At 68.8% G+C, this 13,011-nt stretch carries 13 protein-coding genes; 4 read left to right on the forward strand and 9 right to left on the reverse strand.

The window, feature by feature from the left end; genetic code table 11:
• Nucleotides 1–5: 5 nt before the first annotated feature.
• The 7 genes from glrR to QWY76_RS16250 form a co-directional block, all read right to left on the reverse strand.
• On the reverse strand, nucleotides 6–1,400 hold the full coding sequence (glrR, locus tag QWY76_RS16220) for a two-component system response regulator GlrR (protein WP_290312361.1): 1,395 nt from the start codon (nucleotides 1,398–1,400) through the stop codon (nucleotides 6–8).
• A 15-nt stretch (nucleotides 1,401–1,415) separates the two neighbouring features.
• Complete coding sequence (locus QWY76_RS16225) at nucleotides 1,416–1,964, reverse strand: hypothetical protein (RefSeq protein ID WP_290312362.1); 549 nt, start codon at nucleotides 1,962–1,964, stop codon at nucleotides 1,416–1,418.
• Nucleotide 1,965: 1 nt separating this feature from the next.
• The gene (locus tag QWY76_RS16230; protein ID WP_290312363.1) at nucleotides 1,966–3,453 is read right to left on the reverse strand and encodes a HAMP domain-containing sensor histidine kinase; all 1,488 of its coding nucleotides are present in this window, start codon (nucleotides 3,451–3,453) and stop codon (nucleotides 1,966–1,968) included.
• Between the two features lie 751 nt (nucleotides 3,454–4,204).
• Nucleotides 4,205–4,363 carry a hypothetical protein gene (locus QWY76_RS16235; RefSeq protein WP_290312364.1) on the reverse strand — a complete coding sequence of 53 codons (159 nt, stop codon included), beginning with the start codon at nucleotides 4,361–4,363 and terminating at the stop codon, nucleotides 4,205–4,207.
• Between the two features lie 47 nt (nucleotides 4,364–4,410).
• Entirely contained in the window at nucleotides 4,411–5,724 is a 1,314-nt protein-coding gene (gene argA / locus QWY76_RS16240) for an amino-acid N-acetyltransferase (RefSeq protein WP_290312365.1), read from the reverse strand.
• Nucleotides 5,725–5,987: 263 nt separating this feature from the next.
• Nucleotides 5,988–7,253, reverse strand: coding sequence for an inorganic phosphate transporter (locus QWY76_RS16245; RefSeq protein WP_290312366.1), 1,266 nt, complete (start codon nucleotides 7,251–7,253; stop codon nucleotides 5,988–5,990).
• A gap of 58 nt (nucleotides 7,254–7,311) precedes the next feature.
• Entirely contained in the window at nucleotides 7,312–7,992 is a 681-nt protein-coding gene (locus tag QWY76_RS16250; protein ID WP_290312367.1) for a TIGR00153 family protein, read from the reverse strand.
• 108 nt (nucleotides 7,993–8,100) lie between these two features.
• Between QWY76_RS16250 and QWY76_RS16255 the strand changes: the two genes are divergently transcribed.
• Nucleotides 8,101–8,970, forward strand: a complete 870-nt coding sequence (locus QWY76_RS16255; RefSeq protein ID WP_290312369.1) for a CYTH domain-containing protein — start codon at nucleotides 8,101–8,103, stop codon at nucleotides 8,968–8,970.
• Between the two features lie 26 nt (nucleotides 8,971–8,996).
• Nucleotides 8,997–9,866, forward strand: coding sequence for an ion transporter (locus QWY76_RS16260; RefSeq protein WP_290312371.1), 870 nt, complete (start codon nucleotides 8,997–8,999; stop codon nucleotides 9,864–9,866).
• A gap of 158 nt (nucleotides 9,867–10,024) precedes the next feature.
• On the opposite strand, the gene QWY76_RS16265 is transcribed toward QWY76_RS16260, so the two are convergent.
• Nucleotides 10,025–10,648: an L-threonylcarbamoyladenylate synthase gene (locus QWY76_RS16265; protein ID WP_290312373.1), complete on the reverse strand. Its 624-nt coding sequence runs from the start codon at nucleotides 10,646–10,648 to the stop codon at nucleotides 10,025–10,027.
• A 44-nt stretch (nucleotides 10,649–10,692) separates the two neighbouring features.
• Complete coding sequence (locus tag QWY76_RS16270; protein WP_290312374.1) at nucleotides 10,693–11,601, reverse strand: PHP domain-containing protein; 909 nt, start codon at nucleotides 11,599–11,601, stop codon at nucleotides 10,693–10,695.
• Nucleotides 11,602–11,717: 116 nt separating this feature from the next.
• Here QWY76_RS16270 and QWY76_RS16275 point away from each other — a divergent pair, with 116 nt between their 5' ends.
• Together QWY76_RS16275 and mnmC2 are read left to right on the forward strand one after the other, a co-directional pair.
• Entirely contained in the window at nucleotides 11,718–12,017 is a 300-nt protein-coding gene (locus QWY76_RS16275) for a YciI family protein (RefSeq protein WP_290312375.1), read from the forward strand.
• Nucleotides 12,018–12,200: 183 nt separating this feature from the next.
• On the forward strand, nucleotides 12,201–13,011 hold an 811-nt coding region (mnmC2, locus tag QWY76_RS16280; protein ID WP_290312376.1), incomplete at its 3' end, for a tRNA (5-methylaminomethyl-2-thiouridine)(34)-methyltransferase MnmC2.

Genomic DNA, 13,011 nt, shown 5'->3' on the forward strand with positions numbered 1-13,011 from the left:
TCACCTCATGACGCCTCGCTGTGGGCCGCTCCGGGCTTGAAGGACGAGGGCTCGAGCTCGTGGCGGGCCAGCAGCTTGTAGAAGTCGGTGCGGTTGCGCCCGGCGATGCGCGCCGCCTGGGTCACGTTGCCCTCGGTGATCTTGAGCACCTTGACCAGGTAGCTGCGCTCGAAGCCGGCCCGGGCGTCGTTGAAGGTCGGCAGGGCGTTCTCCTCGGCCACCAGGGCCTGGGCCACCAGCGCCTCGGGAATCATCGCCGAGCTGGTCAGCGCCACGCACTGCTCCACCACGTTGACCAGCTGGCGCACGTTGCCCGGCCAGGAGCTGGAGGCCAGCAGGTTCAGGGCCTCCCGGGAGAAGCCCTTGACGAAGGGCTTGTGGCGGGCCGCCGCCTGTACCACCAGGTACTTGGCCAGCAGCGGCACGTCCTCGGCGCGCTCCTTGAGCGGCGGCAGCTTCAGGTTGACCACGTTGAGCCGGTAGAAGAGGTCCTCGCGGAAATCGCCATCGTGCATGGCCTGGCCCAGGTCGCGATGGGTGGCCGAGATCAGCCGCACGTCGATGGGCACCGAGACGGTCGAGCCCAGCGGGCGGATCTGGCGCTCCTGCAGCGCCCGCAGCAGCTTGACCTGCAGCGGCAGCGGCATGTCGCCGATCTCGTCGAGGAACAGGGTGCCGCCGTCGGCGGCCTGGAAGAGCCCTCGGTGTTCGCTCACCGCGCCGGTGAAGGCCCCCCTGGAGTGGCCGAACAGCTCGCTCTCGAGCAGCTGCTCCGGCAGCGCGCCGCAGTTGATGGCGACGAACGGCTTGTCGGCGCGGCTGCTGGCCTTGTGGATGGCGCCGGCCAGCAACTCCTTGCCGGACCCCGAGGGGCCGGTGACCAGCACGCTGACGTCCGAGCTCGCCACCATGCGGGCCTGCTCGAGGATACGTTCCATCTCGGGGCTGCGGGTGATGATGGCCGAGCGCCAGGCATCATCGCCCTCGCCGTTGGCGGTGGTGGTCTGGGCCAGGGCCTCGTCGATGGTGACGAACAGCTCGTCACGGTCGACCGGCTTGGTCAAGAAGCCGAACACGCCCTGCCGGGTGGCGCTGACGGCATCGGGAATCGAGCCATGGGCGGTGAGGATGATCACCGGCAGGCCCGGCGAGCGGCGCTGGATCTCCTGGAACAGCGCCAGGCCGTCCATCTCGTCCATGCGCATGTCGGAAAGCACCAGGTCCGGCCGGGCGGCCTCGAGGCGCTTGAGGGCCTCGCGCCCGTTCTCCGCGGTGGTCACGCGAAAACCACGGCTCTGCAGCCGCATGCCCAGCAGCTTGAGCAGACTGGGGTCGTCGTCCACCAGCAGGATGTGAGCGCCTTGATCACCATTGGCATTGGGGCGTCCGGTTGGGGTCATGTCGTCTCTCCCGAGTTACTCGGTCTGCTGTCGCGAATTGATGTTCCGCTCGATGGCGGTGAGGGCATCCAGCTTCTCGCTTAGGGCCTCGTTCTCCGCCGCCAGGGCCTCCCGTTCCATGCGTTCCTCGACCAGTCGGCGGCTCAGGTTGCGCCGGCCCTCCACCTCGTTGAGCCAGTAGCGCAGCAGCGGCTGCAGCCGGGCGGGCGCCGCATGCAGGTCGGCCTTGAGCAGCTCGGAGGCCTCGTCCCACTGGGCCTCGTCGCCCCAGGCCAGCAGCACGGCACGACCCAGGCGCTGCTCGGCGCCTTCGCCCTCGAGGGTCAGCAGCATGCCCTCGCGCCAGGCGCGACTTCCCCGCTGGGAGGCCAGGCCCAGCGACACCCAGTCATGCAGCAGACAGGCGTCATCGGCGAAGCTCGGCTGCTCCGAGAAGCAGGCGCCGGCGCTCAGCTGCGTCTGGGAGCCGGGGTTGTCGCGGGGCCCCTGGAGGTTCTCCGGGAACCCCTGGCAGCCCACCAGCCAGGTCGAGGCCAGGCCGAGGATCAGCGGGCGTAGGTTCATTTCAATCGTTCCTTTCCTGGACACCCGACAGGACGGGTGTCGTTGTATCGTGCGCGATGGCCGGCGCCGGGCGCGGCAGGGTCAGCCGGAAACAGACCGCCAGGCGGGGATCGTCCACCAGTTCGAGGGTGCCTTCCTGCAGGCGGGCGCAGTCGGCGGCCACCGAGAGACCGATGCCGGAGCCCTTCAGGGCGCCCTTGCGCCGTATCCGTCCCTGGTAGAAGGCCTCGAACAGCCGCGGCCGATCCTCCTCGGGAATCGGCTCGCCGCTGTTGGCGACCTCCACGATCAGTCGCTCATGCTCCACCCGGGCACGGATCTCCAGTTGGCCGGCGTCCTCGCCGTAGGCGATGGCGTTGGAGATCAGGTTGTCGAGAATGCGCGCCGTGGCGGTCCGATCGGCCCGCCAGGCCAGGGGGCCATCGAAGCAGTCCACGCGCATCTCCTTCTGCTGCAGGGCCAGGCGATGCTTGGCCAGCACTTCCTTGACCACGGTGGCCAGGTCCAGCCGCTCGACCTCCAGGCGACGGTTGTGCTGCAGCAGGTTGTAGTCGAGCAGTTGCTCGATGAGTTGCTGGAGCTCGCTGCCGCTGGCGTCGATCAGCTCGAGGATCTCGCGCTGGTGGTCGGAGAGTTCGCCGGCCACGCCGTCGGCGAGCAGCGACGACCCCTCGCGCACGCTGGCCAGCGGGGTCTTGAGCTCATGCGACATGTGGCGCAGGAACTGTTGCTTCTGTTCCTCCAGTTCCTCGAGCCGCGACGACAGCCAGTCGAGCCGCTCGTCGAGGCTGACCAGCTCGGCGGGGCCCTGGACCGGGGCCCGCTTGGCCGCCTGGCCGCCGCTGCCGATGCCGAGGATACGCCGTTCGAGCTGGTGCACCGGGCGAATGATCAGCCGGGTGAACAGCAGCATCAGTATCAGGCTGGCCGAGACCAGCGCGGCGGTCTGCCACCACAGCCGCGTCTGCACGCCCTCGGCCCGGGCTCGGATAACGTCGAGGCGGTTGTCGATGCGTCGGTTGGTGGCATGGCGCATGGCCTCGGTATGTTCCGCGAAGGGCAGGAAGTCGGTGAGCCGGTCCTCGAACTCCTCCAGCGGCAGCCCGGGCAGCTCGGCGAGCCTGTCCAGCTCGACGGAGAGCGCCTTCACGTTCGGATCGTCGGGCAGCAGCTCGCGCTGCCGGGCGAGCAGGCGGCGAAACTCCGCCAGGCGCTCGTCGTAGATATTCAGCAGGCTCGCCTGCTCGACCACGGCATACTGGCGGGCACTACGCTCGAGTTCCAGGGCCAGGGCCCCGAGGGTGCGGGCACGCCGCGTCTCCTCCACCGCCTGGCGGGCACTCTGGTCGGCCAGACGCGAGAGCTCGGACAGGGCCTGGCCGGCCTGGAGCATCAGCACGGCAAGCGGCAGCATCACCATGAGGAAGGCGAGCAACACCAGCTGCAATAGCGAGCGCGGCCGCCAACGACGGGATAAGGCTGAGGTCATGGCCAGCGTTCTACCGAGAAGAGTGAAGGAAGTGTCCATCGTTCAAGCCCGAGAATACCAGAGATCGGCCGCCCACCTTGCATGCGTCGAGGCCTACGCTGTGTCTGAAAACTGCCTGCGCTCGCCGATCCGGCGTCAAGAATCGGCTCAAAGGACTCCGTTACACCGCCTAAACTCCGCCTTCTCGCCGATTGTTGCCTTGACTGGCCATCGCTCGCCGACTCTTCAGGCAAAGCGTGAGGCGCATCGATGAAAAAAAAGGGCCGGCAGAGCCGGCCCAATACGCAGGGAACTGAAGGGTCGAGAAAGCCGCTCGATCGCTGGCCTGGCCCATCCATCGGCCGACTTTCCCAGGGCCGTGAGGCCCGCGAAGCCACGGGGACTCCCTTTGCCACCAGGGGCTAGTCATCCTCGTGCGGGTGGCAGAACACCCCGCTTCGTGTCTGGCGTCACCGCCCGGGCTTCTGCCGGGCGATGTCGCGCTATTCGGCCCCCGTCGGGGGCGGCATCCTTGCCGGGGCATCCTTGCCCTATCGGTACACTTCCTTGACGCTGTCGGTACCGTCTCATCGCAACCTAAAGTCACACATCGCTGGAGCAGACGTTGATCGCCGCGAGGCCAAAAGGCACAGGGCAGTGTTATCTCGACCCCTCGGCGACCGGAATGCGGTTCGAGCCGTTTGAACCGTTTCCGCTTGCTCATCCTACCTATTGCCAATCGCGTGCCAAAATCCGACACACACCTTTAAAATCAATTAGATAAAATGACCAAAACGGGGCGGCAAAGGGCAAGAAGCGATCCGGCACGGCCGAATCGCCCGATCGACGGGATTTTACGTCGCCGATTGGCGACATTGATTGCTGGCAGCCGATAAAAGCCTTTTTCAACAACAACCTGAAACGTCTCCATGCGGCGACACCGCTATTGGCGGTGCCGCCAGGCGGCGACAGCGGGGGTCAGGCGAGGGCCTTGACGAGCACCTTGGACTGGCGGGCGTGATTGTAGGTGTCCCGGCGCAGCGGCGGCAGGTCGGCGATATCGGCCTGGCGGAAGCCATGCTCGAAGAACCAGTGGGCGGTATGCGTGGTGAGGGCGAACAGCGCCACCAACCCCTGCTGGCGGGCACGGCGCTCCACCTCGGCGAGCAGCCGGTCGCCGCGAGCCCCGCCCCGGTAGTCGCCATGCACGGCCACGCAGGCGAGCTCGCCCATGCGGGCATCCCCGAAGCTGTGCAGGGCGGCACAGCCGATGACCATGCCGTCCCGCTCGATGACCACATAGTCCTCGATCTCGTACTCGAGGCGCTCCCGGGAACGCGGTACCAGCATGCCGCGACGCTCCAGTGGCTCGAGCAGCTCCAGCAGCCCGCCGATGTCGGCGATCTCGGCGGGGCGCAGCTGCTCGTAGCGATGCTGGGTGATCATGGTGCCCACCCCATCCCGGGTGAAGAGCTCGCCGAGCAGGGCATCATGGTCCTGCCAGGAAAGCAGGTGGGTGCGAGCCACGCCATGGCGGGCCGCGGCGCAGGCGGCACCGAGGTGGCGGGACAGCTCGTCGCCCGGGGCGGTCCGGGCCAGCAGCGGGGCGGCCTCGGCCGGCGTCAGCTGGCGCTGCAGCTGGCCGGCATCGTCGAACAGGCCGCTGGCCTCCCCCAGCAGGATCAGCTTGTCGGCACCGAGGGCCGTGGCCGTGTGTCGCGCCACGTCGGCGGCATCCAGGTCGAAGACCTCGCCGGTGCTCGAGAAGCCCAGCGGCGGCAGCAGCACCAGCGAGCCCTGGCCCAGCAGGCCGCGAATCGCCGCGTCGCGCACCCGGCGGACCTCGCCACTGCGGTCGAAGTCGATGCCGTCACGCACCCCGAGGGGCTTGGCCATGACCAGGTTGCCGGAGACCACGGTCATCTCGACCCCGTGCAGCGGGGTATTGGGCAGCCCGAGTGACAGCCGGGCCTCGAGCCACAGCCGCTGCTCGGCGGCCACCCGCTCGACCCGGGCCATGACCGCCTCGTCGGCCACCCAGCGGCCCTGGTGGCGCCGCGGCGTGATGCCCGCCGCCTCGAGGGCCTGGTGTACCTGGGGACGAATCCCCTGCACCACCACCAGACGCACGCCCAGGGTGTGCAACAGCGCCAGGTCCTGGATCAGCTGCTCGCCGCGTCCCTGTGCCACGGCTTCGCCCTCGATCAGGATCACGAAGGTTCGTCCTCGATGCGCATTGATATACGGCGAGGAATTACGGAACCAGTCGACGAAGGGGAAACGAGTGTCCAAGGCCGCGCTCCGGCAGCAGGTGAAAGGGAAAGATGAGCGTTGACTATATCAGACGGACGAAAACGGCGGCACCACTGGGGTGCCGCCGCGATTTCGAGCTTCGAGCTTCGAGCTTCGAGCTTCGAGCTTCGAGCTTCGAGCTTCGAGCTTCGAGCTTCGAGCTTCGAGCTTCGAGCTTCGAGCTTCGAGCTTCGAGCTTCGAGCGGGATGATAAGCCCTCGTGCTCCCGCGTCATCTGGCCCGTGCCCGTGGCCCGTGGCCCTTTAGCCGAACATGCCCTTGAACATGAAGAAGAACATGATCGCCAGGCCGGCGCCGGCCGGCAGGGTGATCAGCCAGGACATCACGATGGTGCCGATCACGCGCAGGTTGAGCGCCGCCATGCCCCGGGCCAGACCCACGCCAAGCACGGCGCCGACCAGGGTGTGGGTGGTGGAGATCGGCAGGCCGGTGCCCGAGGCCAGCACCACGGTGGTGGCGGCGGCCAGGGTGGCGGCGAAGCCGCGACTCGGCGTCAGCTCGGTGATGCCGGTGCCCACGGTGGCGATGACCTTGTGGCCGTAGGTGACCAGGCCGATGACGATGCCGCCGCCACCCAGCACCAGCACCCACCAGGGCACCAGGGCCTGGCCACCCACCTGGCCACCGCTCTGCACCACGGTGATCACCGCGGCCAGCGGGCCGACGGCGTTGGCCACGTCGTTGGAGCCGTGGGCGAAGGCCATGGCGCAGGCGGTGAACAGCATCAGCACGCCGAAGACGCGCTCGACGCCGGCGAAGCCGAAGGTGTCGTCCTCGCTGCGGTTACGGCTGACCCGACGCTCCAGGAAGCCACCGAGCAGCATCACGCCCAGGCCGATCAGCACGGCGTAGAGCAGGCTCTCGCCGAGGCCCAGCTGCAGGCCGACATGCTTGAGGCCCTTGGTCAGGGTGACCATGGCGACGATGAAGCCGACCAGGAAGACGTACATCGGCACGTAGCGCTTGGCCGCGACGAAGGGATCGCGGTTCTCGAAGATCAGGTGCTGGACCGACTTGAACAGCATGAAGGCGATGGTGCCGGACATCAGCGGCGACACCACCCAGCTGGCGGCGATCTGGCCGACCTTGGACCAGCCGATGGCCTCGAGCCCCAGCCCCGCCATGGCGAAACCGACGATGGCCCCGACGATGGAGTGGGTGGTGGAGACCGGCCAGCCGCGCATCGAGGCGATCAGCAGCCAGGTCGCGGCGGCCAGCAGCGACGCCAGCATGCCGTAGACCAGCAGTTGCGGGTCGCCCTTCAGCAGGGCGGGGTCGATGATGCCCTTGCGGATGGTGTCGGTGACCTCGCCGCCGGCCAGCCAGGCGCCGAGGAACTCGAAGACCACGGCGATGAGGATCGCCTGCTTGATGGTGATGGCCTTGGACCCCACCGAGGTGCCCATGGCATTGGCCACATCATTGGCCCCCACGCCCCAGGCCATGAAGAGGCCGAAGGCACAGGCGAGGAAGATGAAGACGTCGCCGTATTGCGCGATGATCGACATAGGACGGTGTCCCTTGCTAGCGGTCAGAAGTGGCGGATGTGGATCGAGCCGGGCCCGATCAGTTGGCCGTCATGATCTGAAGGCGGCTACCCACGCGTTCGGCGCGGTCGGACAGTTCACCGACCCAGTCGATGATCTTGTAGAGGAACATCACTTCCACCGGCGGCAGACGGTCCTCCAGCTCGAACAGCTGGCGGCGGATCGCCACCTGCTGATCGTCGGCCTGGTGCTCCAGGGTGTGCAGCTCGCGGATCATCTTCTGCATCACGTCGGAGACGTTGCGCCCGAAGCCGGATTCGAGCAGGTCCTTGAGCTCCTCCAGGGCCTCGCGGGCCTGAGCCACGCAGGCCACCGAGGTGCGCATGTAGTCGCGCATCGGCTGGGCCAGCTCGTCGGGCACCTGCATCTTGCGGCCGAGCATGATGCCGGTGATGTCGCGGGCCTTGTTGGCGATCTTGTCCTGGACGCTGATCAGGTCCAGCAGGTCGGAGCGCGAGACCGGCAGGAACATGGTGTTGGGAAGGTTGAGACGCAGCTCGGTCTTGAGCTCGTCGGCCTCGTGTTCGAGACGGGTGATGGTCTCGCGGTGCTGGCCGGCGGCCTGCCAGTCGCCCTCGAGGGAGGCCTCGAAGAACGGCAACAGCGCCTCGGCACAATCATTGACCTTGACGATGTGGGCCAGCAGCGGCTGGAATGGCGAGCGGCCGAACATCGCGGAGAAGGGATTGGATGTCACCATGGGGGCATCTGAACACTTGGAAATGGCGGCGCCAGTATAGTGACTGGAACGAGCGCCGTCATGAAAAAATCATCAACTGTTCATCACAATGCTATAAGGCGGACCTGCATGGCTAACGAGATCGAACTCAAGCTGGCCCTGGGCGCCACCGCGCCCGAGGCCCTGCGCCACCACCCCCGCCTGGCCGGTCTCGTCCCGCGGACCACCCGCCTCGGCAACACCTACTTCGACACCCCCGCGGGCGACCTCGAGGCCGCCCGAGCCGCGCTGCGCCTGCGGCACGTCGACGGCCGACTGCTGCAGACACTGAAGACCCGCGGCCACGGCAGCGGTGGCCTGTCGAGCCGCGGCGAGTGGGAATGGGAGGTGATGGGGCCGAGCCTCGACCTCGCGGGGCTGGCCGCCCTGCCGCCCATCCAGGCGCTGGGCGAAGGCGTGCTGGGGCAGCTGGTTCCTCGCTTCACCACCGACTTCGTGCGCGAGACCTGGTGGCTGGAAGACGACACCGCCACCATCGAGGTGGCGCTGGATCTCGGCGAGATCCGCAGCGACGGGAGCGAGGCGCCGATCCGCGAGCTGGAACTGGAGCTGAAGGCCGGCGACCCGGCCGCCCTGGTGGCGCTCGCCGAGGCGCTGGCCGAGGACGTGCCGCTGCGTCCCTCCGACACCAGCAAGGCCGCCCGCGGCGGTGCCCTGCTCGCCGGTCGCTGGACGCTGGCCGAGGCCGACTCGGCGCCCGCCTGGCTGCATCGCGCCGTGGTGGCCCTGGATGCCCTGGCCGACACCGGCGACGAGGCCTGGCGCCACCAGGCCCGCCAGGCCTTTCAACGCCTGGCCGAGCTGGGCGATGATGCGGTGAGCGACGATGCCCGCCGCCTCGCCGAGGCCCTGGCGACGCCGACCTGGTTGACCCCGGCCTTCGGCCAGCGCGCCCTGGCCCTGGCGCGGCGACTCCCCGCCGAGGTATCGCTCGACTGAGCCTGGCCACCACAAGGATGACGCCCGTGAACCACCACGATCTCAAGCCCGCCGCGGAAGGCTTCCGGACACGCGTCTTCCAGATCATCTTCGAGTCGGACACGCCGCTGGCCAAGGGCTTCGACATCGCGCTGATCGGGGTCATCCTGACGAGCGTGCTGGTGGTGATGCTGGAGAGCATCGACCCGCTGCGCGAGACCCATGGGATCTGGTTCCTTCGCCTGGAATGGGGCTTCACGCTGCTGTTCACCGCCGAGCTGGCGGTGCGCCTGTACTGCCTGGAGCGACCCTGGCAGTACCTCAAGAGCTTCTACGGCGTCATCGACCTGGTCGCCATCCTGCCCACCTGGCTGGCGCTGATCGTTCCGGGCGTCCACTCGCTGGTGGTGGTGCGGCTGCTGCGCACGCTGCGCATCTTCCGGGTACTGCGGCTGATGGAGTTCGTCGGCGAGGGCCGCCTGTTGCTGGGGGCGCTGATGCGCAGCAGCCACCAGATCTTCCTGTTCCTGTTCACCGTCTTCATGCTGGTGACCATCTTCGCCTCGCTGATCTATCTCATCGAACCCGCCGAGGCCGGCTTCACCAGCATTCCCACCGCCATCTACTGGGCCGTGGTCACCCTGACCACGGTGGGCTACGGCGACATCACCCCGGTGACGCCGCTGGGCCAGGCCATCTCGGTGATGGTGATGCTGATCGGCTACTCGATCATCGCGGTGCCCACCGGGGTCTTCTCCGCCGAGGTGATCCGCTCGATCCGCGCCGAGCGCTATTCCGACGAGGCCTGCCCCGGCTGCGGCCACGACCGCCACGAGAAGAGTGCCCGCTACTGCTTGCGCTGCGGGACCTGGCTGGACGAGGAGACCGCCGATCCGAGACAGCACGCGCCGGATTAGCCGGGAAGCGGATCCGGCTAGCCGACGAAGATCCGCCGCACGGCGTCGCGGATGCCCTGCGGCTGTCGGATGCCGACGAAGTAGCCCAGCGAGACGGGGCCTGCGCCCCCCAACAGCCGCGACATGACCGCCGCCTCAGGCCAGCGGACGGGAGCGGCTCACGGCCGGAAGGGCGAGACGTCGCCGCGGCCCTCGCGCACCACCTTGGGCGGCAGTTCACGCATGTCGACCACGCTGGTGGCCTCGAGATGGCAGGCGCCACCGTCGATGACCAGGTCCAGGTGGGCGCCGAAGCGCTCGCGGATCTCCTCGGCGTCGGTCATCGGCAACTCCTCGCCCACCGGGATCAGGGTCACGCTCATCAGCGGCTCGCCGAGGGAGTCGAGCAGCGCCCGGGTGATCTGGTGATCCGGCACCCGCACGCCGATGGAGCGCCGCTTGGGATGCAGCAGCAGCCGCGGCACCTCGCTGGTGGCCTGGAGGATGAAGGTGTAGGCCCCGGGGGTGTGCGCCTTGAGCAGGCGGAACACGGCGTTGTCCACCTTGGCGTAGGTGCCGATCTCGGAGAGGTCCGAGCAGACCAGGGTGAAGTTGTGCTTGTCGTCGAGGGAGCGCAGCCACTTGATCCGCTCCACCGCCTTCTTGTCCCCCAGGTGGCAACCCAGGGCATAGCCGGAGTCGGTGGGGTAGGCGATTACCCCGCCGTCGCGGATGATCTGCACCGCCTGGTCGATGAGACGCTTCTGCGGGTTGTCCGGGTGGATCTGGAAGAACTGGCTCATGGGCGTTCCCTGTTCATTGAGGTGAGTTCGACGCGATCACCGCCTCAGGCGGCCGGCGCCGGTTGGCCGAGGCAGGCCGCCAGGCGCGGGTGGGTCCAGACCGGCGCCACCGCGGTGCGCGGCACCGGGCTCATGGTGCCCGGCGCCAGGTGGCCGCCGGGAAAGTGGAAGTCGCTGCCGACCGAGGCCAACAGTTCGCGCTCCTGGAGCTGGCGGGCCAGGTCGCGGGTGACGTCGGGGTTCTGGAAGCCGCTGACCAGCTCGGCGGCCTGGCCGCCGGCGGCGCGGAAGTCGTCGAGCAGCAGGCCGCGCTTGCGCCGGGTCAGGCCGTGGCGCAGCGGATGCGCCAGCACGGCCACGCCACCGGCATCGAGGATCCAGGCCACCGCCTCGGAGAGGTAGGGCCAGAGGGCCTTGATATCGCCGGGCTTGCCGTTGCCCAGGTACTTGGCGAAGGCTCGGCCCATGTCGGGTACCAGGCCCGCCGCCACCAGGGCCCGGGCGAAGTCCGGCCGCCCCAGCGGACGGTCCGAGCCGGCCTGCTCCCGGGCGCGGGCCAGGGCATCGTCGAGGCCGACCTTCTCCATGCGCTCGGCGATCTTCCGCGAACGGCGCTCCCGGGCCTCGGCCTGGGCGGCGAGACCCGCCACCAGGTCGCCCCGGGCGCCGTCGGGCAGTAGCCCCACCACATGGATGTTGATGCCGCGCCATTGGGTCGAGAGTTCGGTGGCCGGCAGCACGCACAGCCCCGTCTCGGCGGCGGCCGCCCGGGCCGCCGCGACGCCGTCCATGGTGTCGTGGTCGGTGAGGGCCATATGGCTCAGGCCGCGCTCCTGGCACAGCGCCACCAGGGCGTCCGGGGCCAGGGCGCCATCCGAGGCGGTGGAGTGCATGTGCAGGTCGATGGTGAGGGGATCGCCCTCGAAGCGCACGGGAAGTGCATTCATTGGCATGACGCCGGCAGGTGACTTTGTCAGAATAATGACCATGGTGCTCGCGCGACCCTAGCCGGTCAATGGCGAGCCCGTTGCCCACGCGGCGCGAGCCGCTCTGCCTAGGATATCCCGCGATGCTCTATGCCATCATCAGTGAAGATGTGAACAACAGCCTGGAGCGGCGCCTGGCCGCACGTCCCGATCACCTGGCCCGCCTCGAGCAGTTGCGCGACGAGGGCCGCCTGGTACTGGCCGGCCCGCACCCCGCCGTGGACAGCGAGGACCCGGGCGAGGCCGGCTTCACCGGCAGCCTGGTGATCGCCGAGTTCGAGGACCTGGACAGCGCCCAGGCCTGGGCCGACGCCGACCCCTACATCATCGCCGGGGTCTACGCCAAGGTGACGGTGAAGCCGTTCAAGAAGGCCCTGCCCTAGGGTCATAGGCATCGACGCCGTCCCGGTCGTCGCGCCACCCGAGTTATCCACCGGCGGTTTTCCCACAGCATCTGTGGATAACGCTGTTGAAACGCCGCGGACGCCTTGCGCCAACCCTGTCGCGATGGTGCCGCGGCGACATCGATCAAAGATTGACCACTCGCCGTTCGCCGGAGTCCCGCCGTGACCGCCCCCGATGCCCTGCCGCCGCTCGCCGGCCTGACGCCCGCCCACCTCGACTGGCGCCGGGACGACAGCGGCGAGACGGCCCCGCATTCCACCGCCTTCGACGACGTCTACTTCTCGCGCCATGACGGCCGCGCCGAGACCGAGCATGTGTTCCTGGCCGCCAACCGGCTGCCCGAGCGCTTTGCGGCCTGGCGGGAATCGCGCCCCTTCGTGATCGGCGAGACCGGCTTCGGCACCGGCCTCAACATGCTCTGTGCCTGGGCCAGCTTCGCGGCCAATGCCCCGGCCGGAGCCCGGCTGCACCTGGTCTCCACCGAGAAGTACCCGCTGGCCCGTGACGACCTGGCCCGGGCGCTGGCCGCCTGGCCGGATCTCGCCGCGCGGGCCGCCGTGCTGATCGCCCAGTGGCCCGAGCCGGTGGCCGGCGTGCATCGCCTGTGGCTCGACGAGCGGGTGACCCTCGACCTGCACCTGGGCGACACCGTCGAGCGGCTGCGGCTGCTCGACGGCCGGGTCGATGCCTGGTTCCTCGACGGCTTCGCCCCGGCGAAGAACCCCGAGATGTGGCGGCCCGAGCTGTTCGCCGCCATGGCCGCGCGCTCCCGCCCCGGCGCCAGCTTCGCCACCTTCACCTGCGCCGGGGTGGTCAAGCGCGGCCTCGCCGCCGCCGGCTTCGCCTGGCGCAAGGTGTCCGGCTTCGGCCGCAAGCGGGAGATGCTGGCCGGCGAGATCGCCGAGCCGCCGGCGGACACCCGCCGCCGGGCGACGCCCTGGTTCAGCCCGCCCGCGCCCCGCCCGGCCCGCC

Origin of the sequence: Halomonas maura, assembly GCF_030409305.1 — a bacterium.
Taxonomy (GTDB): Bacteria; Pseudomonadota; Gammaproteobacteria; order Pseudomonadales; family Halomonadaceae; genus Halomonas; species Halomonas maura.